Annotated in this window: 22 protein-coding genes; 18 read left to right on the top strand and 4 right to left on the bottom strand. The window is 63.2% G+C overall.

All coding sequences use genetic code 11. The features are described 5' to 3' along the window. Positions 1-3 precede the first annotated feature (3 nt). On the top strand, positions 4-906 hold the full coding sequence (locus tag V6M87_RS12245) for a DMT family transporter (RefSeq protein WP_332876908.1): 903 nt from the start codon (positions 4-6) through the stop codon (positions 904-906). Positions 907-967: 61 nt separating this feature from the next. Here V6M87_RS12245 and htpG read toward each other — a convergent pair whose 3' ends face one another. Beyond that, positions 968-2,890 (bottom strand): molecular chaperone HtpG, encoded by a 1,923-nt coding sequence (gene htpG, locus V6M87_RS12240; protein WP_332876907.1) that lies wholly within the window; start codon positions 2,888-2,890, stop codon positions 968-970. 121 nt (positions 2,891-3,011) lie between these two features. Between htpG and V6M87_RS12235 the strand changes: the two genes are divergently transcribed. The 11 genes from V6M87_RS12235 (at position 3,012) to V6M87_RS12185 (ending at position 14,914) form a co-directional block, all read left to right on the top strand. Beyond that, positions 3,012-3,485 carry a GNAT family N-acetyltransferase gene (locus tag V6M87_RS12235; RefSeq protein WP_332876906.1) on the top strand — a complete coding sequence of 158 codons (474 nt, stop codon included), beginning with the start codon at positions 3,012-3,014 and terminating at the stop codon, positions 3,483-3,485. A 243-nt stretch (positions 3,486-3,728) separates the two neighbouring features. Continuing rightward, positions 3,729-4,190, top strand: a complete 462-nt coding sequence (locus V6M87_RS12230) for a RidA family protein (protein ID WP_332876905.1) — start codon at positions 3,729-3,731, stop codon at positions 4,188-4,190. A gap of 123 nt (positions 4,191-4,313) precedes the next feature. Next, positions 4,314-5,513 (top strand): aminotransferase-like domain-containing protein, encoded by a 1,200-nt coding sequence (locus V6M87_RS12225; RefSeq protein ID WP_332876904.1) that lies wholly within the window; start codon positions 4,314-4,316, stop codon positions 5,511-5,513. 175 nt (positions 5,514-5,688) lie between these two features. Then, entirely contained in the window at positions 5,689-7,029 is a 1,341-nt protein-coding gene (locus V6M87_RS12220; protein ID WP_332876903.1) for a diguanylate cyclase, read from the top strand. A gap of 49 nt (positions 7,030-7,078) precedes the next feature. Then, a complete protein-coding gene (gene dapC, locus V6M87_RS12215) occupies positions 7,079-8,290 on the top strand; it encodes a succinyldiaminopimelate transaminase (protein WP_332876902.1) in 1,212 nt (403 codons plus the stop codon). A gap of 21 nt (positions 8,291-8,311) precedes the next feature. Then, positions 8,312-9,139, top strand: a complete 828-nt coding sequence (dapD, locus tag V6M87_RS12210; RefSeq protein WP_332876901.1) for a 2,3,4,5-tetrahydropyridine-2,6-dicarboxylate N-succinyltransferase — start codon at positions 8,312-8,314, stop codon at positions 9,137-9,139. A gap of 117 nt (positions 9,140-9,256) precedes the next feature. Then, positions 9,257-10,399: a PilT/PilU family type 4a pilus ATPase gene (locus tag V6M87_RS12205; protein ID WP_332876900.1), complete on the top strand. Its 1,143-nt coding sequence runs from the start codon at positions 9,257-9,259 to the stop codon at positions 10,397-10,399. Between the two features lie 54 nt (positions 10,400-10,453). After that, a complete protein-coding gene (locus V6M87_RS12200; RefSeq protein WP_332876899.1) occupies positions 10,454-10,804 on the top strand; it encodes an arsenate reductase in 351 nt (116 codons plus the stop codon). Next, positions 10,801-11,937 carry a succinyl-diaminopimelate desuccinylase gene (gene dapE / locus V6M87_RS12195; RefSeq protein ID WP_332876898.1) on the top strand — a complete coding sequence of 379 codons (1,137 nt, stop codon included), beginning with the start codon at positions 10,801-10,803 and terminating at the stop codon, positions 11,935-11,937. The genes V6M87_RS12200 and dapE overlap by 4 nt, the downstream gene beginning before the upstream one ends. 12 nt (positions 11,938-11,949) lie before the next feature. Beyond that, complete coding sequence (gene prmB, locus V6M87_RS12190; protein ID WP_332876897.1) at positions 11,950-12,834, top strand: 50S ribosomal protein L3 N(5)-glutamine methyltransferase; 885 nt, start codon at positions 11,950-11,952, stop codon at positions 12,832-12,834. 70 nt (positions 12,835-12,904) lie between these two features. Further along, the gene (locus V6M87_RS12185) at positions 12,905-14,914 is read left to right on the top strand and encodes an ATP-binding cassette domain-containing protein (protein WP_332876896.1); all 2,010 of its coding nucleotides are present in this window, start codon (positions 12,905-12,907) and stop codon (positions 14,912-14,914) included. Positions 14,915-14,918: 4 nt separating this feature from the next. Here V6M87_RS12185 and V6M87_RS12180 read toward each other — a convergent pair whose 3' ends face one another. Further along, positions 14,919-15,377: a chemotaxis protein CheW gene (locus V6M87_RS12180; RefSeq protein WP_332876895.1), complete on the bottom strand. Its 459-nt coding sequence runs from the start codon at positions 15,375-15,377 to the stop codon at positions 14,919-14,921. A 128-nt stretch (positions 15,378-15,505) separates the two neighbouring features. Here V6M87_RS12180 and V6M87_RS12175 point away from each other — a divergent pair, with 128 nt between their 5' ends. Together V6M87_RS12175 and arfB are read left to right on the top strand one after the other, a co-directional pair. After that, positions 15,506-16,549, top strand: coding sequence for an HDOD domain-containing protein (locus tag V6M87_RS12175; RefSeq protein WP_332876894.1), 1,044 nt, complete (start codon positions 15,506-15,508; stop codon positions 16,547-16,549). Beyond that, positions 16,546-16,944, top strand: a complete 399-nt coding sequence (gene arfB / locus V6M87_RS12170; RefSeq protein WP_332876893.1) for an alternative ribosome rescue aminoacyl-tRNA hydrolase ArfB — start codon at positions 16,546-16,548, stop codon at positions 16,942-16,944. The genes V6M87_RS12175 and arfB overlap by 4 nt, the downstream gene beginning before the upstream one ends. 9 nt (positions 16,945-16,953) lie before the next feature. On the opposite strand, the gene V6M87_RS12165 is transcribed toward arfB, so the two are convergent. After that, positions 16,954-18,840: a flagellar assembly protein A gene (locus V6M87_RS12165; protein WP_332876892.1), complete on the bottom strand. Its 1,887-nt coding sequence runs from the start codon at positions 18,838-18,840 to the stop codon at positions 16,954-16,956. Positions 18,841-19,089: 249 nt separating this feature from the next. Beyond that, on the bottom strand, positions 19,090-19,398 hold the full coding sequence (locus tag V6M87_RS12160) for a hypothetical protein (RefSeq protein WP_332876891.1): 309 nt from the start codon (positions 19,396-19,398) through the stop codon (positions 19,090-19,092). A gap of 347 nt (positions 19,399-19,745) precedes the next feature. Here V6M87_RS12160 and ompR point away from each other — a divergent pair, with 347 nt between their 5' ends. The 4 genes from ompR to V6M87_RS12140 all read left to right on the top strand — a co-directional run bounded on the left by ompR (position 19,746) and on the right by V6M87_RS12140 (position 23,469). Next, on the top strand, positions 19,746-20,516 hold the full coding sequence (gene ompR / locus V6M87_RS12155; RefSeq protein ID WP_442920583.1) for an osmolarity response regulator transcription factor OmpR: 771 nt from the start codon (positions 19,746-19,748) through the stop codon (positions 20,514-20,516). Between the two features lie 89 nt (positions 20,517-20,605). Further along, positions 20,606-21,895, top strand: coding sequence for a sensor histidine kinase (locus V6M87_RS12150; RefSeq protein ID WP_332876943.1), 1,290 nt, complete (start codon positions 20,606-20,608; stop codon positions 21,893-21,895). A 134-nt stretch (positions 21,896-22,029) separates the two neighbouring features. Continuing rightward, on the top strand, positions 22,030-22,974 hold the full coding sequence (locus V6M87_RS12145; protein WP_332876890.1) for an alpha/beta fold hydrolase: 945 nt from the start codon (positions 22,030-22,032) through the stop codon (positions 22,972-22,974). Between the two features lie 114 nt (positions 22,975-23,088). Continuing rightward, the gene (locus V6M87_RS12140) at positions 23,089-23,469 is read left to right on the top strand and encodes a DUF4124 domain-containing protein (RefSeq protein ID WP_332876889.1); all 381 of its coding nucleotides are present in this window, start codon (positions 23,089-23,091) and stop codon (positions 23,467-23,469) included. The last annotated feature ends 4 nt before the right edge of the window (positions 23,470-23,473 follow it).

Below are 23,473 nucleotides of genomic sequence, written 5' to 3'. Positions count from 1 at the left end.
GCAATGACAATCTCCGCCGCAGGACTGCCCGACGAAACCCGTGGCATGCTGCTGGGTCTGACGGGGGTGCTGATTTTCAGTCTCACATTGCCGTGTACACGGCTGGCCGTGCGCGAACTCGATCCGGCCTTCGTGGCCCTGGGGCGCGCGCTGGTGGCGGCGGTCCTGGCGGGCGCCTGGCTCTGGTGGCGCAGGGCGCCGCTGCCGCCACGTACCGCAGCGCTGCCACTGGCAGCGGTGGCGCTGGGCTGCGTGCTGGGCTTTCCCTGGCTCACCTCGATTGCCATGGGTACCCTGCCGGCATCCCATGGTGCGGTCCTGGTTGGCGTGTTGCCTTTGACGACGGCAATCTGGGCCGCGCTGCTGGGGCGCGAGCGGCCGTCCGGCGGGTTCTGGCTGATTGCCCTGGCCGGCGCAGCGGTGACGGTCGGTTTCGCCCTGCGCGAGGGCGGCGGCAGCCTGCACGGGGCCGACGCGCTGATGCTGCTGGCCATCCTGCTGGGCGGGCTCGGGTATGCGCAAGGCGGGCGGCTCGCGCAAGCGCTGGGGGGCCAGCAAGTGATCAGCTGGGCGCTGCTCCTGGCAGCCCCTTTCGCGCTGGCGCTGCTGCTCGTGCTGGCATGTTCCGGCCACGCCGCCCTGCCAGCGGCCGGGGCGGTGGCGTGGCTGGGATTCGCCTACGTGTCCGTGTTTTCGATGTTCATCGGGTTCTTTTTCTGGTATCGCGGCATGGCGCTGGGCGGCGTGGCGCGCGTAGGCCAGACCCAGCTCTTGCAACCGTTCCTGAGCTTGGCCGGGGCGGCCCTGCTGCTGGGGGAGCCGCTGGCGCTGGCGCAGTGGGGGTGCGTGCTCGCGGTGATCGTGCTGGTGGCAATGGGCCGGAAGATGGCCGTGCGGCGGGGCTGAGCGGCCGCCCAATTGAAAAGGCCGCATCGCTGCGGCCTTTTTTTAGCAGAACTGAATTGCTTTACTTGGCCGAATTGGCCAGCAACATCTCGTTCATGCGGCGCACGAACGTGGCCGGATCGCTCAGGCTGCCGCCTTCGGCCAGCAAGGCCTGGTCAAACAGGATGTTGGCCCAGTCGCCGAATGCGGCGCCGCTCGCGTCTTCATACTTCAGGCGCGTCACCAGCGGGTGGTTCGGATTGATTTCCAGAATCGGCTTCGATTCCGGCGCATCCTGGCCGGCCTGCTTGAGCATGCGCAGCAGGTTGCCCGACAGTTCATTTTCATCGGCCACCAGGCAGGCTGGCGAATCGGTCAGGCGGAACGTGACGCGCACGTCCTTGGCCTTGTCGCCCAATGCCGCTTTCATGTGGTCGACCAGTTCCTTGTACGAGGTTTCGGTCTCGGCATGTTCCTTTTTCTCGGCTTCGTCTTCCAGGCCGCCCAGGTCGAGGCCGCCCTTGGCCACCGAAACCAGTTCCTTGCCATCGAATTCGTTCAGGAACGACAGCATCCACTCATCGACGCGGTCGGTCAGCAACAGCACTTCGACGCCCTTCTTGCGGAAGATTTCCAGGTGCGGGCTGTTTTTCGCCGCCACATAATTTTCACCGGTGACGTAATAAATCTTGTCCTGGCCTTCTTTCATGCGGCCGATATAGTCGGCGATGGCCGTGATTTGCTCGGCATTGTCGTTGGCGGTGGAGGCAAAACGCAGCAGCTTGGCAATGCGTTCCTTGTTGGCGGCATCTTCGCCGACGCCTTCTTTCAATACCTGGCCGAATTCCTTCCAGAAGGTGACATATTTATCCTTGCCTTCCTGCTCATCGGAATTCGCCATTTCTTCCAGCATGCCCAGCACGCGCTTGGTCGAGCCTTCGCGAATCACTTTGACGTCGCGCGACTCCTGCAGGATTTCGCGCGAGACGTTCAGCGGCAGGTCGGCCGAATCGATCACCCCTTTGATGAAGCGCAGATAAGCCGGCATCAATTGTTCGGCGTCGTCCATGATGAACACGCGTTTCACGTACAGCTTGATGCCGCCGCGCTTGTTGCGGTCCCACAGGTCGAACGGCGCGTGGCTCGGCACGTACAGCAGCTGGGTGTATTCGCTGCGGCCTTCGACGCGGTTATGGGTGTAGGCCAGGGGCGCCTGGAAATCGTGCGACACGTGTTTATAGAACTCGTCGTACTGCTCCTTTGTCACGTCGGCGCGGTTGCGCGCCCACAGTGCCGATGCCTGATTGACGGTTTCGAATTCGTCGGTGACGATGGTCTTTTGCTGTTCTTCGTTCCATTCTTCCTTGCGCATCATGATTGGCAGGGAGATATGGTCGGAATACTTCTGGATGGTCGATTTGATCTTCCAGGCCGACAGGAATTCGTCCTCACCGTCGCGCAGGTGCAGGACCACGTCGGTGCCGCGATTGGCTTTTTCGATCGATTCGACGCTGTAGTCGCCTTCGCCGTTCGATTCCCAGCGCACGCCTTCCGACGCGAATTCACCGGCGCGGCGGGTATTCACGATGATTTTGTCGGCCACGATGAAGCCGGAATAGAAACCGACGCCGAACTGGCCGATCAGCGCGGCATCGGCCTGCTGATCGCCCGACAATTTGCCGAAGAATTCCTTGGTGCCCGATTTGGCGATGGTGCCGAGGTGCGAGATGACTTCATCGCGGCTCATGCCGATGCCGTTATCGGAGATGGTGATGGTGCGCGCTTCCTTGTCGAAGCTGACCTTGATCTTCAATTCATGGTCATTGCCGTACAGCGCATCATTGTTGATGGCTTCGAAGCGCAGTTTATCGGCGGCGTCCGATGCGTTCGAAATCAGCTCGCGCAGGAAAATTTCCTTGTTCGAGTACAGCGAGTGGATCATCAATTGCAGGAGCTGTTTGACTTCTGCTTGAAATCCAAGGGTCTCTTTTTCGGCGACGGCCATGTTGTTTTCCTCTAAGGGGTCAGGTTGTATTGATTGAAGCAATATTGGGGGATGACCAACGATTTCAAGGGCGGCAGATGAATCTCCGTGGAAACGCCGGCGCTCCTCTAGAATGTGACCCATGAAAACCCGCATCCGCCGCTACCGCCCCGCCGACCGCAAACAGGTTCTGGCCGCCTTCCGCACCAACGTCCCGGACCATTTCCCGGCCTCGGAAGAGAGCTGGTTGCGCGCCTGCCTGGACGATCCCGACGGGCCGCTGTTCGTGATGGTCGAAGGCAAGGGCAAACAGCAGCAAGTGATCGCATTCGGCGGCTACGAAATCTCGCCGTTCTACCACCTGGCCACGCTGGTGTTCGGCCTGGTACGCGCCGACCGCCACGGCGCCGGCCTCGGCCGCGCGTTGCTGAACCACCGCCTGCGCCACATGACCAAGAGCAAGCACCGCCCGCGTTACGTCACCGTCGACACCCACCCCCACACCGCCGGCTTCTTCGAACGCTGCGGCTTCATCGAAATTGCCCGCTGGCCCGGTGGCTACCGTTCCGGCCGCGACCGCGTCGACCTGCGCTTCGACCTCGACACCCTTAATTAGGGTCAGAGTCAAATTAATTGGAAACATTACCAAACAATTCGACTCTGACCCTAATTCTTTTGCAACATTGCAAATAAGTTATTGCTCAACAATTAGGGTCAGTGTCGAATTAATGAGCAACTTCGCAAATTGCCAAACAATTCGACTCTGACCCTACAGTTGGTTCTGGGGGCAGGCAGCGGTGGGCAGCGCGGCGGGCAAGTCGTACAATGGCGACTTTACTGAACCTGCCCCGGGAATCCCATGTCCGTCACCGAAAAACTCCAAGCCCTGAACATCACCCTGGCCGCGCCGGCCACGCCCGCTGCTGCATATGTCATGTATGTCCAGACCGGCAATCTGATTTTTCTGTCCGGCCACATCGCGAAAAATGCCGATGGTTCCGTGAACGTGGGCCAGCTGGGCAAGAACAAGACGACGGACGAAGGCAAGGCCGCCGCGCGCGCCATTGCAATCGACCTGATGGGGACGCTGCAGCAAGCCGTCGGCGGCGACCTCGCGCGCGTGACGCGCATCGTCAAGGTGATGAGCCTGGTCAATTCCACGCCGGACTTCACCGAGCAGCACCTGGTCACCAACGGCGCCTCCGAACTGCTCGGCGAAGTCTTCGGCGCCGCCGGCAAGCACGCCCGCTCGGCCTTCGGCGTGGCCCAGATTCCCCTCGGCGCCTGCGTCGAGATCGAAATGATTGTCGAAGTGGCGTAAGCACGCCGCAACGCCCCCTTTTCGCGGCTCGCGCCCACCCGGCACGGTCCGCCCTTTCGGCTGGCCTACCCGGCTGGCCTGCACAGACCGCCTACCGATGCGGCCCTTCTTGATGAGACACATATGAAAATCGACAATCCCAACCCGATCCAGTGGCAATTTTCGGAACGCGCCAGCCAGCTGCAAAGCTCGTTCATCCGCGAAATCCTGAAAATCACCCAGCGCCCCGACATCATTTCGTTTGCCGGCGGTCTGCCTTCGCCGCTGACCTTCCCGGTCGAACGCATGAAAGCCTCGTTCGACAAAGTGTTGTCGGAGAACGGCAAAGTCGCGCTGCAGTATGGCCCGACCGATGGCTACGCGCCGCTGCGCGAGTGGATTGCCCATTCCCTGTCCAACGAAGGCGCCCGCATCGCGCCAGAACAGATCCTGATGACCTCGGGCTCGCAGCAGGCGCTCGATCTGTTGGGTAAAGTATTAATCGACGAAGGTTCGCGCGTGCTGGTGGAAACGCCAAGCTACCTGGGCGCCCTGCAAGCGTTTTCCGTCTACCGCCCCGAATTTGCCTCGGTCGAGACCGACGACCACGGCCTGGTACCGGCCTCGATCGACGCCGTGGCCGAAGGCGCGCGCCTGCTGTACGCGCTGCCGAATTTCCAGAACCCGACCGGTCGCAGCCTGTCCGTCGCGCGCCGTATCGAGCTGGTGGAGACCTGCGCCCGCCTGGGCCTGCCGCTGATCGAGGACGATCCGTACGGCGCCCTCAGCTACAAAGGCGCGCCGTTCCCGAAAATGCTGTCGATGAACCCGGACGGCGTCATCTACATGGGCTCGTTCTCGAAAGTGCTGACGCCCGGCATCCGCCTGGGCTATGTCTGCGCCCCGCTGCCGCTGGTGCGCCGCCTGGAACTGGCCAAGCAGGCCGCCGACCTGCACACCGCGCAACTGACCCAGATGGTGGTCTACGACGTCATCAAGGACGGCTTCCTCGACGAGCACATTCCGACCATCCGCACGCTCTACAGCCAGCAGTGCCAGGCCATGCTCGACGCGCTGGACGAATTCTTCCCGACCAGCGTCCACTGGACCCGCCCCGAAGGCGGCATGTTCATCTGGGTCACCTTGCCGCAAAGCATCGATGCGATGAAGCTGCTCGACCAGGCACTGGCGGCCAAGGTGGCGTTCGTGCCCGGCGCGCCGTTCTACGCCAACGCTCCCGAAACAAATACCCTGCGCCTGTCGTTCGTCACCGTTCCACCTGAACGTATCCGTGAAGGCATTGCGATTTTGGGCAAACTGATCACGGCCAACCTGACTGAGTGATCAATCAACAACATCGTTGCAAAAATATCCATTGAAATAAAACGGATTCAACTTTATTTAACTAAAAGTTGTAACGCTGCAACGAAAATATGTAGACAAAAAGAAACAATTATTACCTTTATGTTCAGGGGGCTTGTATGATTGAGAACAAACCCGATCAGCCGAGCGCCCCTGGATGTCCATCCCCCTCTTGCCTGCAGCCGTCATTAACGCATCGCGCCAGCATGCCGTGCTTCTCGTCGATGACGAAGCCAGCCACCTGGGCGTGTTGCGCACCACCATGCTGCAGCAGGGCTACCGGACCTTCCTCGCCACCTCGGGCGAACGCGCGATCGACATCGCCCAGCGCATCAAGCCCGACCTGATCCTGCTCGACGTGGTCATGCCAGGCGTCGACGGCATCGAAACCTGCCGCCGTCTGAAAGCCCACCCGGCCACGGCGCGCATCCCGGTTATTTTCATGAGTGCGCGTACCGATACCGACGACGTCGTCGCCGGTTTCGACGCCGGCGCGGCCGATTACATCAACAAGCCCTTTAAACTGGGCGAAGTGTGCGCGCGCGTGCGCTCGCAATTGCTGATGCGCTCGGACGCCGACAGCCAGCAGCAGCAAGCCGAGCGCCTGCGCCTGATTGTCCACGGCATGGACGAAGGCCTGATGATCATCGAAGCCAACGGGCGCGTCCAGTACAGCAACCCGGCCTGCGAGCGCCACCTCGGCTACGAGCACAGCGAACTGGACGGCGCGACCCTCGGCCAGTTGCTCAGTCCCGGCGTCACCCAGGAATACCTGGCCTATTTCGCCGCCTGGAGCGCCGACCCGGAAACGGTGCACCCGCGCGGCGCGCGCGAAGTGCAAATCCGCCGCCGCGACGGCAGCGCCCGCGCGATGGACCTGACGCTCACGCCCATGTACGCCGGCGAGCCGCTCTTCATTGGCCTGTTGCACGACATCACGCACCACAAGCAGTCCGAGACCGCCCTGCAGCGCGCCGCCCTGCTCGACCCGCTGACGAAAATCGCCAACCGCCGCCATTTCGACAGTTTTTTTGAAAAGGAATGGCTGCGCGCGATCCGCTCCGGCGAGCCGCTCTCGCTGGTGGTCATCGACGTCGACCATTTCAAGCTCTATAACGACAAGCTGGGCCACGCCGCCGGCGACGCCTGCCTGCGCAAGGTCGCCGCCGCACTGGAATCGCACGCGCTGCGCCCGACCGACATCGCGGCGCGCTATGGCGGCGAAGAATTCGTGCTGCTGTTTGCCGAAACGGGCGCCGAGACCGCGCTCAAGCTGGCTGAGTCGATCCGCGCCCACGTCGAATCGCTGGCACTGCCCAACCCGCGCTCGAGCACCTCGAACTGGCTGACCATCAGCGTCGGCGTGGCCACCATGGTCCCCACCCAGCGCGACGAAGTCGAAGCATTTTTCGTGGCCGCCGACCGCGCCATGTACGAGGCCAAGGAAGCCGGCCGCAACCGGGTCGTGGCCGCCGACATGCGGGCCAGCGTTCTGTAGGAAGCACGGCGCTATAATGCGGTTTCCCTTGCACCGACTGGCGACCTTCGTGAATCCACATCTCGAGCAACTGCACCCCTACCCGTTCGAAAAGCTGCGCCTGCTGTTTGCCGGCGTTACGCCTTCCGCTGCCCACACGCCGATCAGCCTGGGCATCGGCGAACCGAAGCATCCGACGCCCGCCTTTATCCAGCGCGCGCTGACGCAGCACATCGCCGGCCTGTCGAGCTACCCCAGCACGCATGGCAGCGACGCACTGCGCGAAGCCATCGCCCACTGGCTGCAGCGCCGCTACGATGTGCCGCCCCTGAACCCGGCCACCATGGTGCTGCCGGTGAACGGCTCGCGCGAGGCGCTGTTCGGCATCGCCCATTGCGTGGTCGACGCCAGCAAACCCGATCCGCTGGTGCTGTGCCCGAACCCGTTTTATCAAATCTACGAAGGCGCCGCTTACCTGGCCGGCGCCACCCCGTATTTCGTCAACTCCGACCCGGGGCGCAACTTCGCCTGCGATTACAGCAGCGTTCCCGGCGCCGTCTGGGAACGCGTGCAGCTGCTGTACCTGTGCACGCCTGGCAACCCGACCGGCGCTACCCTGTCGCTCGACGACTGGCGCACGCTGTTCGCGCTGTCCGACCGCTACGGTTTCGTGATCGCCTCCGACGAGTGCTACTCCGAGATCTACCACGGCGCCACGCCGCCGCTGGGCGCGCTGGAAGCCGCGCACCAGTTACAACGCAGCGGCGGCGAGCGTCCGTACACCAACCTGGTGGTGTTTTCCAGCCTGTCGAAGCGCTCGAATGTGCCGGGCATGCGCTCCGGTTTCGTGGCCGGCGACCCGGTCGTGCTGAAACAGTTCCTGCAATACCGCACCTACAGCGGCGGCGCGATGGCGCCACCGGTGCAGAGCGCGTCGATCGCGGCCTGGGGCGACGAAGCCCACGTGCAGGAAAACCGCGCGCTATACAAGGAAAAATTCAACCTCATCACGCCGCTGCTGAAAACCGTGATGGACGTCGAGCTGCCCGACGCCGGCTTTTATTTGTGGGCCGACGTCAGCCGCACCAAGTTGTCCGACACTGCCTTCGCCAAGCGCCTGTACGCCGAATATAATGTCGTCGTCCTGCCCGGCAGCTACCTGGCGCGCGACGCGCACGGCATCAATCCGGGCACCAACCGGATTCGCATGGCGCTTGTCTCCGACGTCGACGAGGGCCTGGAAGCGGCCCAGCGCATTGTCCAGTTCTGCCAACAACTCTGATTTATTACCTGTAGACCTACCATGACCCAACAACTGCAAAGCATCATCGACACCGCCTGGGAACAGCGCGCCGACATCAACCCAGCCAACGCATCCGCCGAAGTGCGCGATGCGGTGGCCCACGTGATCGCCGGCCTGGACGACGGCACCTTGCGCGTGGCGCAAAAAACCGGTGCCGAGTGGGTCGTCAACCAGTGGCTGAAAAAAGCCGTGCTGCTGTCGTTCCGCCTGGAAAACAACAGCGTGATGGCGGGCGACGGCACCATGCAGTACTACGACAAGGTGCCGACCAAGTTCGCCAACTACACGGCCGAGGATTTCGCCAGAGGCGGTTTCCGCGTGGTGCCGCCAGCGGTGGCCCGGCGCGGTTCGTTCATCGCCAAAAACGTCGTGCTGATGCCGTCGTACGTCAACATTGGCGCTTACGTCGATGAAGGGTCCATGGTTGACGCCTGGGCCACGGTCGGTTCCTGCGCCCAGATCGGCAAGAACGTCCACCTGTCCGGCGGCGTCGGTATCGGCGGCGTGCTCGAACCAATGCAGGCCAACCCGACCATCATCGAAGACAACTGTTTTATTGGCGCGCGTTCGGAAATCGTCGAAGGCGTGATCGTCGAAGAAAACTCGGTCATCTCGATGGGCGTGTATATCGGCCAGTCCACCAAGATTTACGACCGCGCCACCGGCGAAGTGACGTACGGTCGCGTGCCGGCCGGCTCCGTTGTGGTGTCGGGCAATTTGCCTTCCGCCGACGGTTCGCATAGCCTGTACTGCGCAGTGATCGTCAAACGCGTGGATGCGAAGACGCGCGCCAAGACCGGCATCAACGAGTTGTTGCGCGGGATCTAAATAGCGTTGTTACGGCGCCGCATTTGCGCCGTACAAAGTTGTACCAGTGTAAGCATTTCCGTATAGTCGACCAAAATTGCCACCGGCAGTGAGTTGCAGCACCTCAGGAGAAACACGATGGCAATGGAACGACTATTCCAGCTAATGAAAGAGAAGAACGCGTCGGACATGTTCTTCGCAGTCAATTCGCCGGTACATATCAAGATCCACGGCAATTTGATCCCGATCAACCAGCACAAGCTCGGACAGGAAAACATCGTCTCGTTGCTGGAAGAAATCACGACGCCAGAGCAGATGGCTGAACTGGTCGAGAACAATGAGCTCAATATGGGGATCTCGGTGCCCAACCTGGGTCGCTTCCGCCTGTCCGCCTTCCGCCAGCGCGGCAGCATTTCGGCGGTATTCCGCTTCGTGCCGGCCGTGATTCCGCCACTGGCAGACCTTGGCCTGCCGCCCGTGCTGTCCGAACTGATCATGGAAAAACGCGGCCTGATGCTGGTCGTGGGCGCCACCGGTTCCGGCAAATCGACCACCATCGCCTCGATGCTGGACCATCGCAACGAATTGCGCGCCGGCCATATCCTGACACTGGAAGACCCGATCGAGTACCTGTTCAAACACAAGAAATCGATCGTCAACCAGCGCGAAATCGGCAGCGACGCGACCAGCTTCAGCGTCGCCCTGCGCAACTCCATGCGCCAGGCGCCCGATTGCATCCTGATCGGCGAAATCCGCGACAAGGAAACCATGGCCGCGGCGCTGGCGTACGCCCAGTCCGGCCACCTGGTGCTGGCCACCCTGCATGCCAACAACAGCTACAACGCGCTGAACCGCATCATCAGTTTTTACCCGATCGAAAACCGCCCGGCGCTATTGCAGGATTTGTCCTCAAGCGTGAAAGCCATCATCTCGCAACGCCTGATCAGGGCTGCGGCCGGCGGCACCCGCCACGCCGCTGTCGAAATCATGGTCAACACGCGCTATGTGTCGGACCTGATCGAAAATGGCGATATCGGCCAGATCAAGGACGCGATGGACCAGAGCCTGTCGCCCGGCTCGCAATCGTTCGAGACGGCGCTGGTGGAGCTGGTGCAGTCGGGCCTGGTCACGCAGGAAGAAGCGCTGGCCAATGCGGACTCCGCCACCAATTTGTTGTGGCTGCTTAACAACGGTCCCGACAGCAGCAAGAAAGACACCGCCGCACCCGTGATCGAAGACCCGACCGCGACGTCGTTCACCGAGTTCACGCTCAACAATTAAAGTACGACGACCGGGCCAGGCGCCCGGTTACTATTTCTTCTCCCCGAACCCGCAATGACCATCACCCTCTACGGCATCCCGAATTGCGACACCGTCAAGAAAGCCCGCACCTGGCTGCTTGAAAACGGCGTCGACTTCACTTTTCACGATTTTAAAAAGCAGGGTCTGGACCGCGCCACCGCGGCGAGCTGGCTGGAACAGCGCGACTGGACCGTGCTGGTCAACCGCAAGGGCACCACCTGGCGCAACCTGACCGATGCGCAGAAAGCCGCCGTCGTCGACCACGATACGGCCCTGGAACTGATGCTGGCCACGACCTCCGTCATCAAGCGTCCGGTATTGGCGGGCGCCGGCGCGCTGCAGGTCGGGTTCACGCCGGACCTGTACGCAAGCGTTTTCAAATGATGGACTCCCCTACCCTGGCGCTGGCCAAGTCCCTGATCGCCCGCTCGTCGGTGACGCCGGAGGACAAGGATTGCCAGGCGCAGCTGATCGCCCTGCTCGAACCGCTCGGTTTTGTGTGCGAGACCATCACCTCGAATGGCGTGACCAATCTGTGGGCGCGGCGCGGCAGCGCGCGGCCGCTGTTCGTCTTTGCCGGCCACACCGACGTGGTGCCCACCGGCCCCGCCGCGCAGTGGGCGTCTGAACCGTTCATCCCGACCGAGCGCGATGGCAAGCTGTATGGCCGTGGCGCAGCCGACATGAAAACCTCGATCGCGGCGATGGTCGTGGCATGCCAGGAATTCGTGGCCAGCCATCCCGACCACCACGGTTCGATCGCCTTCCTGATCACCAGCGACGAAGAGGGACCAGCCGTCGACGGCACCGCCATCGTCTGCAAACTGCTGGAACAGCGCGGCGAGACGCCCGACTATTGCGTGGTCGGCGAGCCGACGTCGTCAAGCACCCTGGGCGACATGATCAAGAACGGGCGCCGCGGTTCGCTGTCCGGCCACCTGGTCATCAAGGGCATCCAGGGCCACATCGCCTATCCGCAACTGGCCCGGAACCCGATCCACCAGGCCGCGCCCGCGCTGGCCGAACTGGCCACCGAGGCCTGGGACACCGGCAACGCCTACTATTTGCCGACTTCCTGGCAAATGTCCAACATCCACGCCGGCACCGGCGCGAACAACGTCATTCCCGGCGCGCTGTCGATCGACTTCAACTTCCGCTTTTCCACCGCCAGCACAGCCGATGAACTCAAGGCACGGGTGCACGCGATCCTCGACAAACACGGCCTCGAATACGAGCTCGCCTGGACCCTGTCCGGCCTGCCCTTCCTCACGCCGAAAGGCAGCTTGTCCGACGCCTTGTCGAGCGCAATCTTCGACGAGACGGGCGTGACAACGGAATTGTCGACCACCGGCGGGACCTCGGATGGCCGCTTCATCGCCCGTATCTGCCCGCAGGTGATAGAATTCGGCCCTCCGAACGCCAGCATCCACAAGATCGACGAACACGTCGACCTGCGTTTCATCGATCCGCTTAAGAATATCTACCGCCGCACGCTGGCGCTGCTGCTGGCCCAATAAGTAAAGTCAACAATGAATCCGACACCATTCCAAACGCCGCGCGACCTGCTGCGCTACGCCGTTTCCCGTTTCAATGCGGCCAAGCTGTTCTTTGGCCACGGCAGCGCCGAAGCCTTCGACGAAGCCGTCTACCTGATCCTGCACACCCTGAAGTTGCCGCTCGACCGCCTCGACCCCTTCCTCGACGCGCGCCTGCTGCCCGACGAAGTGACGCAAGTGCTGGTCGTGATCGAACGGCGCGCCGTCGACCGCGTGCCGGCCGCCTACATCACCAACGAAGCGTGGCTGGGAACCTACCCGTTCTACGTCGACGAGCGTGTGCTGGTGCCGCGCTCCTTCATCGCCGAGCTGATTCCCGAATTTTTCAGCCCGTGGGTGGAAGATCCGGATGCGGTGCAAAACGTGCTGGAACTGTGCACCGGCTCGGGCTGCCTGGCGATCATGCTGGCCGACGCCTTCGGCAACAGCGTCGTCGATGCAGTCGATATCTCGACCGACGCGCTGGCGGTGGCCCAGATGAACATCCGCAAATACGAACTCGATGGCCGGGTGAACCCGATCGCGTCCGACCTGTACCAGAACGTCCCGTTCAAAAAATACGATGTGATCGTCTCCAACCCGCCGTACGTGAACAGCGCCTCAATGGGCAAGCTGCCGCCCGAGTACCTGGTCGAGCCGCAGATTGCGCTCGCTGGCGGTGAAGACGGCATGGACCTGGTGCGCCTGATCGTCGCCGGGGCCGCCGAGCGCTTGACCCCTGACGGCATCCTGATCGTCGAAATCGGCAACGAGTACGACTACGCGGAAGCCGCGTTCGGCCACCTGGGCCTGACCTGGCTGACCACCAGCAGCGGCGACAACGCCGTGTTCCTGCTGCGCGCCGACCAGTTACAGTAACCGCGAATAACAATAAACCTCCCACGCGCGCCCTTGCCGGTGCGCGCTTTGAATCTCCCTTAAAGACCCCATGATCCGTTTCCTGAATGTTAGCCTGATGCGCGGCACCAAGCCGTTGCTCGAGAGCGTAGACCTCACCCTGAACCCCGGCGACAAGATCGGCCTGATTGGCGCGAACGGCGCCGGCAAATCCAGCCTGTTCATGATGCTGCGCAACGAACTGCATCCGGACCAGGGCGAGATCGACTTCCCGGCCAAATGGCGCATGGCCTACGTGGCCCAGGAAACGCCGGCGCTGGACCGCGCCGCGCTGGAATACGCGATCGACGGCGACGCCACCCTGCGCAAACTCGAGGCAGAACTGGCCCGCCTCGAAGCCCTGCCGGACAACAATGAAAACGGTATCGCCATCGGCAATATCTACAGCGCGCTGGCCGATGCCGATGCGTACACCGTGCAGTCGCGCGGCGAACAACTGCTGCTGGGCCTGGGCTTCTCGATCGAGCAGATGAACCAGCCGGTCGCGAGCTTCTCGGGCGGCTGGCGCATGCGCCTCAATCTCGCGCAAGCGCTGATGTGCCCGTCCGACCTGCTGCTGCTCGATGAACCGACCAATCACCTGGATCTGGACGCGATCATCTGGCTGGAAGACTGGCTCAAAAAATACCCTGGCACCCTGATCATCATTTCCCACGATCGCGACTTCCTCGATGAAGTCGTGAACGTGATCGTCCATATCGACGAGCGCAAACTGAAACGCTACACGGCCAACTATTCCGGCTTCGAGCGTCAGCGCGCAGCGCAAATGATCCTGGCCGCAGGCGCCCTCGAAAAGCAGACCCGCCAGCGCGCCCACCTCGAGTCCTTCGTCAATCGTTTCAAGGCCCAGGCCTCGAAAGCGCGCCAGGCCCAGAGCCGCATGAAGGCACTGGCCAAGATGGAAGAACTGGCACCGCTGCGCGCCGCCGCCGAATTCAGCTTCGAATTCCGCGAGCCGCTGGCCGCGCCAAATCCGCTGCTGGTGATGGAAGACGTGAATGCCGGTTACCACATCAAGGATGAACACGGCGACGTGATTGGCGACAAGACCATCGTCAGCAATATCAAATTCTCGCTGCAGATCGGCCAGCGCATTGGCCTGCTGGGTGTGAACGGCGCCGGCAAATCGACGCTGATCAAAACCATCGCCGGCGAACTGGCACCGCTGACCGGCGACGCCACCATGGGCAAAGGTTTATCCATCGGCTACTTCGCCCAGCACCAGGTCGAGATGCTGCGCCACGACGAGTCGCCGCTGTGGCACCTGTCGAAAATCGCCCCGACCACGCGCGAGCAGGAACTGCGCAACTTCCTGGGCGGCTTCAACTTCCCGGGCACCATGGTCACCAGCTCCATCGCGCCGTTCTCCGGCGGCGAAAAGGCGCGCCTGGCCTTGGCACTGATCGTCTGGCAGCGCCCGAACCTGCTGCTGCTCGATGAACCAACCAATCACCTCGATCTCGAGACCCGCGAAGCGCTGACGATGGCGCTGGCGCAGTTCGAAGGCACGCTGGTGGTCGTCTCCCACGATCGCCACCTGCTGCGCGCCACCACCGACCAGTTCATCATCGTTGCCGACGGCCGCCTGCAGCCCTTCGACGGCGACCTGGACGACTACAAGGACTGGCTGTTCCAGACCAAGCTGGGGAAAGGCACCAACGTGCTGCCGGCTGCGGGCAAGGACAACAAGACCGCCTTCCCGGCCGCGCCAACCATCGCCGATGTTGCCAACACCGCTGTAGCACCGGTCGTCGACAAGAAGGAACAGAAACGCCAGGACGCCGAGCAGCGCCAGCGCGTGACCACCTTGCGCAAACCGCTCGACGTCAAGATCAAGACGCTGGAGACGCAGATCGCCAAACGCAACGAGCAAAAAGCGCTGGTCGACGCCGCGCTGGCCGTGCCGTCGATCTACGACGCGGCCAACAAGGCCAAGCTGAAAACGGTGATGGCGGACCAGGCCTATTACACGAAAGACCTGGCCCAACTGGAAGCTGAGTGGCTGGGATTGCAGGAGCAGCTCGAAACGCTGCTGGCCTAGGTTTTCACACCAGGCAGTCGGTCTTGTGGCGGCCGATCGCCATCAGGCGGTCGATGTCGACCAGGATCAGGCGCCGCCCGTCCACTTCGCCCAGTCCCAGCAGGTAGTCGGCCGGCGCCGTGCCGTCGCAGCACGGCACCGCCCGGATCTGGTCGGCACGCAGCGACACCACGCCGTTGACCCGCTCCACCACCATCGCCATGACGCAGTGCGACAGCGTCAGGATAATCACCTCGCTGTTCGGGTCATACGGGAGCGGGTGGCCGGCAAAGGCGGCGCGCATGTCGACGATCGGCATGATGACGCCGCGCGCGCGGCCCACCCCCGGCACCACCTGCGTGCCGTCAGCGAAGCGGTCGAGCGCATCGAACTGGCATAGCTCGCGCACCTGGCGCTCGTCCAGGCCATATTCCTGTCCGCCCAGGGTGAAACTCAAAAACGCTTGTGTATTGTCAATTGACATGGCGCGCCCCTCCCATTTGCATCTGCCATCGTAAGGGCGGCGTATACCCACGGTTTGACGAGGCTCAAAGTTTCCAAGAGCGAATGGAGCAGATACAATGGTTCACATACTAAATAGGAACGATAACGATGTTCAAGTGGTTGCAGCAGTTGTTCAATGGCCCGGCGCGTAGCGCCGCGGCTCCGGCACGGCACCCTGCGCCTGGCCCTGCTGTTAGTAAAGCGCCGCCGTCGGCGACTGCGCGACCCGTTCGGCGCCTGGTGTCGTTCGAGCAGGCCGACCGTGTCAATAGCGTGTATGACAGCTGGCTGTTCGAACGCACCGAAGAAAGCGGCCTCGACCTGTCGCCGCTGGAAAGCCAGGCGCTGGACGCACTCGCCGCCATCGTTTCCTCCCAGCAGTCCGGCGCGGCGCTGGTGCGGCGCATGCCCGGGCTGATTCCGCAGCTGCTGCAAAGCCTGCGCAGCGACACGTTTTCGGGCGCCGCGCTGTCGCGCACCATTTCCAGCGACGTGGTGCTGGTCGCCGCCGTGGTGCGGCTGGCCAATACGGCCTACCAGGGCACGGCGAACAGCATCACCAGCGTCGAGCACGCGGTGATGCTGATCGGCCAGGAAGGCTTGCGCCAGCTGATCACCAGCGTCGCTTTCCGCCCCATCATCGACATGCAGTCCGGGCATTACACGCGCAGCCTGGCGCCGCGCCTGTGGGAGCACGCCGAACGCTGCGCGGCTGCCAACCGCGCACTGGCCGAAGAGCTGGGCATCGACCCGTTCGAGGCCTTCCTGGCCGGCCTGGTGCAGAACGTCGGCATGATCGTCGCACTGCGCGTGCTGGATCAGGTGGCCAGGAACGATCCTTCGCTCGGCGCCGAACTGTTTTGTGCGCAGCTGGTGCGCGACGCGCGCGCGCTGACCTGCAGCATCGGGCGCGAGTGGCACTTCCCGGAGAACGTCACGCGCGCGCTGGCCGAGCAGGAAGGCCTGCAAAAAGGTGCGCAACTGTCGCCGCTGGGCCAGCTCCTGACCCTGAGCGATTACCTCGACAAGGTGCGCGAGCTGATCGCGCACGGCCGCCTGGGCCATGCCGACCCGGCGCTGTTTGCCGGCTTGCCGGCGTATGCGCCACGCCTGTCGGCGGCGCTGGCGCCGCCGCCCGAAGTCCTGCCGTGACGGTGTTCCTGAATCCTGCCGAAGTCGAACTGTCCGCCATCCGGGCCCAGGGTCCGGGCGGCCAGAACGTCAACAAGGTATCGTGTGCGGTGCATGCGCGCTTCGACATCAACGCGTCGTCGCTGCCGGCTGCGGTGAAGGAGCGCCTGTTGCGCCTCGCCGACAGCCGCGTAACGCAGGACGGCGTGCTGGTGCTCAAGGCACAGCAATCGCGCAGCCTGGAGCAGAACAAGGCCGACGCGCTGGCCCGGCTGCAGGTGTTGATCGATGCGGCGGCGGTGGTGCCGCTGCTGCGGCGCGCCACGCGGCCCACCCGTTCGTCGCAGCGCCGGCGGCTGGACGGAAAAACCAAGGATGGGCAGGTGAAGGCCCTGCGCGGCAAGGTCAGCGACTAGCAAATAGCATCAGGTCGCGCTGGTCCAGTCGAACGCCCCACTACTTCCTCCGTATAACAGCGCCGACAACGCCGCCGTGCGCAGGCGCGTCTTGATGTCGCGCGGCGACAGGTCGTAGGCACGTGAGCCGTCCGGACTGAACGGCAGCGTGCGCACCTGGGTATCGCCCCGCAGTTCGCCGATTTTCACCGACGAGACCAGGTTGCTGTCGGTGCGCTGCTGAATCAACTTGTCGATCAGGGCCTGGCCCGCCTGCTGCTCGGTCTCCGCAGCCTTGGCATCGAGCGAGACCTTGCCGATGGCTTTCAGTTGCGGGCCCACCGCGATCGCCATTTGCTGGAACGTCGGCAGCTGCTCGGCGGTCAAGGTGATCTCGTTCTTGCGCACCTTCGAGGCCAGCGTCACGTAGCGGCGCACCTCCGGCTCGCCGGTCATGCGTTCCACTTCGGCCTTGCATTGGGCCGCGCGCTCGGCGAACTGCTGCACGCGCACGCCTACCTGCGCGATGACTTCATCGATCTTCGCGCAATCGGGCCACAGCGCCAGCACCAGCATTTCGCTGTCGCGCCGCGGCGCGCTCGATTCGACCGTGACCTGGCGCCCGGCCAGCGCGCAGCCTTCGGCCTGGCCGACGCTCACTTCGTTGCCGATGATTTCGCAGTTCACCGCATGCCCGACCCGCACGCGGGTGCCGGAAATGACGCAGTTCTCAGCGCGCTGCAGGGTGACGGTGCCGTCTTTGGCCTGGATCACCGCGCCCGATGCCACGCCTTCGATGGTGATGTCGCCGCGCTTGTTGGTGGCGCTGCCGCCGACCAGGTTACGATTGAGTAAAACCAGGCCGCCGCGCGAAATGATCTTGCCGAACACGTCGGCGTGAATCGTGATGCCCTCGCCTTCGATGACGCGCATCTCCTGCACTTCGCCGAATTCTTCGTAGTCGCCGGTCAGCTGCAGGTTGCCGGTGGTGCGCGAACTGACGCCGTCCCGGCTGATGATCTTGGCGTCGATCGAGATTTGTTGAGTGGCCGGATCGACATTCAAAAAACCGGGGCGCTGCGCCACCAGAAATTCGCCGCCGCCAGTGCGCTCGACCAGAGTGCCGCTGCCGGCCATCGGCCCCAGTTCGACATCGGCAGGCACGGGCGCGGCAATCGGCGCACCCGACAGCTCCAGGCCGCGCGTCCCGGGCTGGGCCGGCTGTTTTTTCAGCAGGCGCATGCCCGGCTTGATTTGCGGGAAGCGGTTCTGGAACGACATCAGATCGAGCTTGCCGTTGGCCATCTGTCGTGGTGCGTCGCTGCGATGCAGGTCGCTGGAGACTTCGACGATCTGGGCATCGACCCCGGGTGCCGGCGCCAGGCGGCTCGCCACCAGTACCAGCCCGGCCGCGCCTTCGCTGGCGAGCGCGGCGCGCACGGCGCCTAGATCAATGCCGAAGCGCACGCCCTTGCCCCACAGGTGGGCCACAAACTCGTCGATGTCCAGGCGCGCCGGAGCTGGCTGGCCAGGACTGGTGGCACTGTAGGCGAACACCGGTTCGAAGGTGTAGTCGGCCACGCCGTCGCGGATGCGCGGGTCGCGGTAGAGGCCGCGACGCGCCGGATCGAAGCTGGCAATCCCGGTGGCAAACGGGACCAGGGTGTCGGCGCCCGCCATGCGCGCCAGTTCCGGGCCGACCCCGTACAGCAGCCGCATCAGTACCGCGTAATCGAGCCCGGTGAAATAGCGGCCGGATTGGATCAGGCGGTCAATATCGGCCAGCAGCACCGCGCCACCAGACATCGGGTCCGCATACACCGCACCATCGCGCTGCACGATGCTGCCATGGGCAACGCCGGCAGATGCCGCGGCGACGGTCGGTTCAGGGGGAGCAACAGCAAATTCAGTCGACACAACGAGACTCCAGGGAGAACATGTTTGCAATGGGCCCGTGCCAAGGATGCGCTCGGGACATGGTTACTTTCAGCGTAGCATGTTGTCCCTGTTAAATAAACTATTTGTAATCAAAACGCGGGCACCATGAGACACGCAGCACAACATTGCAGTGTGGCGCTGGCGCAATCGACGAGATTGTGGCAAATGCGACACCGCCGCCGGGCCCGGTGGGGCGCTGGCGGCGGCAAAGAGTTCTAACGGAACAGGCTAGCGGCGCGGCGTATTCGGGTACAAGTCAACCCCGGCTTCGTTGATCTGGCGGCGCAGGTCGCGCCGCTCGTCCGGTGTCATGCGCCCGCTGCGGCGCTGTGCTTCGGCGCTGCGTTCCTGCTGCTGGCGATGGGCGTCATCAGCACGGTCGCGCAACTCGAAGCGCGGGGCGTCCTGGCGCTGGTCCTGGCGCCCATTGCGCTCGCCTCGCTCATCGCGCTGCTGCGGCAAGTCTTCCTTGCGAAAACCGCTCCGGTCCTGGGCCTGGACCGCGCCCAGCGCGCTCAATGCGCTGAAAGCGAGCACGCACGCCAAACCGACACGACGCGCACGTCCAACTGACGCAACACGGCCACACACATTCGCGCGTACTGATGCAGTCACTCCGGTGTGGTCGTTATTCATAAGTACTCCTCTTCCGCGATGGCCGATAAACGGATAAGCTCTATGCACTTGACGCCTGCATGGAACTTGATAAACACGCTTCTCTTCGGCTGGATCCCAGTGTACGGGCGATCGTTTTGAGGTGTAAGCCTGATTGGGTAAAGTTTGTAACAAGGTGTAATGGCTGGCAACTCGGCGCGAATTGGCTGCCGTTGCGAGCGATAAGACGTTACCATAACCGATATGAATCTGACAAACTTGACAGCAATATGAATCCGACTCCGACTACGGGCAACAACACTCCGGGCAATGTTCCGGCCACTCCCACCGCGAAGATCATGGTCGTCGACGACGATGTGCGCCTGCGTGACCTGTTGCGGCGTTACCTGACCGAGCAAGGCTTCGCGGTGGTTACCGCGGAGAGCGCGCCGGCCATGAACAAACTGTGGCTGCGCGAGCGCTACGACCTGCTGGTGCTGGACCTGATGCTTCCTGGAGAAGACGGCCTGTCGATCTGCCGCCGCCTGCGCGGCGCCGGCGACCAGACCCCGATCATCATGCTGACAGCCAAAGGCGAAGACGTCGACCGCATCGTCGGACTGGAGATGGGCGCCGACGACTACCTGCCCAAACCGTTCAACCCGCGCGAACTGGTGGCCCGCATCGGCGCCGTCCTGCGCCGCAAGGGACCGGACGAAATCCCCGGCGCGCCATCCGAAACGCCGCAAAGTTTCGAGTTCGGCCAGTTCGTCCTCGACCTCGGCACGCGCACACTCAAAAAAGCCGGCGAGACCGTCCCGCTGACCACCGGCGAATTCTCGGTACTGAAAGTGTTTGCGCGCCATGCACGCCAGCCGCTGTCTCGCGAAAAGCTGATGGAACTGGCGCGCGGGCGCGAATACGAAGTGTTCGACCGCAGCCTTGATGTGCAAATTTCACGCCTGCGCAAACTGATCGAACCCGATCCATCGTCGCCGCTGTACATCCAGACCGTCTGGGGCCTGGGCTATGTCTTTATCCCTGAAGGCCAGCCACGCTAGTGGGTGCGAGGCTCAACGCATTCGGCTTTCCGGCGCTGTCGGAGCGCCGCAACTGGTTCCGCAGCGGCCTGTTCTGGCGCACCTTCTTCATGCTGTCGGTGCTGACGATGCTGTCCATGGCGTCATGGATCGGCATGCTCAATCGCGTCCAGCGCGAGCCGCAGATCCAGCAGACGTCGGAACTGGTGGTCTCGGTCGTCACCATTACCAAGGCGGCCCTGACCCATTCCGCGCCCGAACTGCGGCGCGAGCTGCTCATCGAGCTGGTATCGAACGAAGGCATCCGCATCTTTTCGCTGCAGCCGACCGACACCATCGAACCGCCCCCTGCGAATACCTTGATGCCGGAGATCGCCGCCAGCATCCGCAGCAAACTCGGCGCCGACACCCGCATTTCGAGCCGGGTGAACGGCAACGCCGGGTTCTGGATCAGTTTTAAGATCGACGAAGACGAATACTGGCTGATGCTCGAGCGCGAGCGCCTGTCCGGTCTGTCCGGCGTGCAGTGGCTCGGTTGGGCCGGGGTGGTCGGCGTGTTGTCGGTACTCGGCGCGGCGCTCATTTCGAGCCTGGTGAATTTGCCGCTGGCGCGTCTGACCGCGGCCGCGCGCGCCATCGCAAAAGGCGAACGACCGGCGCGCCTGCCCGAAAAAGGATCGCAGGAGATCATCGAAGCGAACCGCAGTTTCAACCAGATGGTGGAAGACCTGGCGCAGGTCGAAAAAGACCGCGCCGTGATTTTGGCCGGCATCTCACACGACCTGCGCACGCCGCTCACACGCATGCAGCTGGAACTGGAAATGGCCCCGCTCGACCGCGAAGCGCGCGAAGGCATGCAATCGGATATCGCCCAGATGGACGCCATCATCGGCCAGTTCCTCGACTACGCCAAGCCGACCGACGCCTCCAGTTTCGTGCCGGTGAACCTGTCGGAACTGCTCGAGGACAGCGCGCGCGAAGCTGCGCGCATGCCGGGCATGCGTGTCAAGACGGCCATCACACCCGATATTTCGGTTCTCGGCAACGCGACCGACTTGCGTCGCGTGCTCAATAACATTGTCGAAAACGCGCGCCGCTACGGCACCACACCCGGTCTTGAGGTTGTCGAACTCGATTTCGGCTGCGTCGTCAAAGTCAATGGCAACGGCAAGCGTGCCGTGGTCACGATCCAGGACCACGGCACCGGCGTGCCAAGCGATCAGATTGAGCAATTATTAAAACCGTTTACACGATTGGACACCGCGCGCGGCCAGGCCAATGGCGCCGGGCTCGGACTGGCCATCGTGAACCGCGTCGTCAGCCGGCATGGCGCCGAACTGACGGTGCGCAATCGCGAGGGGGGCGGCTTGTTGCTGCAACTGGCGCTGCCATTGGCATGAATTGGCACTGGCACTTTAATGCTTGGTGAATAGAACTAAAAGGAAGTATTCTTGCAGGATTCATCGCATCAAGAGTATGTCATGCCAGTTTACGTCCTCCTGTTAGCACGCCTGCCCGCCATCGCGGCGCAACGATGACGGTCCTGTACGTCGTCCTGCTGGTTATCCTCGCCCTCATCGGCGCGGTGTATGGACTGAATAAATTTGCCCCCGGCGTGGCAGCCCTGGCCGGCCTGACCATCGAGCGGCGCCTGGCCCGCCTGGCGTGGGACAGCGCCCGCATTCCGGGCGCAGAGATGCCCTATCTGGAAGGCGGCCGGGGCGAAACCATCGTTCTGGTGCACGGCTTTGGCGCCGACAAGGACAACTTCATTCGCCTCGCCGTCCACCTGACCCGGCACTACCACGTGGTGATTCCGGACTTGCCGGCCTTCGGCGAAGCAAGCCGCGATCCCGATGCTGACTATTCGATCGCCGCGCAGGCGAGCAACCTGCACGCTTTCCTCTATAAACTGGGTCTGGACCGGGTACACCTGGGCGGCAGTTCGATGGGCGGCTTCATTGCCACGGAGTTTGCTGCACGCTATCCGGAGCGGGTCGCCAGCCTGTGGCTGCTCAGTGCCGCCGGCACCGCTGCCGGCCTGAACAGCGACCTGGAACGCCAGTATCTGGCCACCGGTCTGATGCCCTGGCTGGTGCAGGACCTGGCCTCGTTCGAGCGCTTGCTCATCGCCACCACCGCGCGCCCGCCGTTCCTGCCATCGAGCACGCGCCGCCGCCTGGCGCTGCGCGGCGCGGTCGACTTCGAGCTGCACCAGCGGGTCATGCGCCAGTTGCAGGATTCGCCCTTCCTGGAAGCGCGCTATTTCCGCATCGAAGCGCCGGCGCTGATCGTCTGGGGCACGCTGGACCAGATCCACAATGCGGCCGGCGCCGATGCGCTGCAGGCGATCATGCCCAACAGCCGCGTGATCCGCATGCCCGGCATCGGCCACCTGCCCATGGTAGAGGCGCCGCGCCGCTGCGCGATCGATTACCTGGCATTCCTGGCAGCGCTGCCCCGCCCCGGCAGCGACTGACACGCTGCAGTTGATTGTTTTTTTGACAGGTTTTTATCGGTAATGGTGTAGCAGCGAACATACCCGCACGCGGCTAAAGCTCAGAATGGCTCCATTGAAATCTGGAGCTCTGCCATGAAACGCCACGCCTTAACCAATTATTTGCTCCTTGCCGCCGCAGCCGGCGCATTTGCCTTGCCTGCGGCGCAGGCAGGCGGCGCCATCAACAAGTGCATCGACGGCACCGGGCGCGTCACCCTGACCGACCAGGTCTGCGATGCGCACACCGTGACGAGCGCGATCGTGGTCCCTGGCACCCAGGCCGATGAAGCAGTCCTGCCCGCCAGTGTGCCGGCACGCGCAGTCGCTGTGCGCCAGGCGCGCTGGATGCCGGCCGCCGGCCCCGTGCTCGCGCCACATGCGGCGCTATCGGGCGACATGGCCACGCTCAGGCAGGCGCGCGTTCAGCTGCTGTTGCAGGATGCGGCGCCGCGCACCCGCTTGGCCGCCCGCTAGAACA

Source organism: Massilia sp. S19_KUP03_FR1, from assembly GCF_036688685.1.
Classification (GTDB): Bacteria; Pseudomonadota; Gammaproteobacteria; order Burkholderiales; family Burkholderiaceae_D; genus JALYUM01.
The sequence above is the reverse complement of the archived record's forward strand: the minus strand, read 5'-3'. Positions and strand labels throughout refer to the sequence as shown.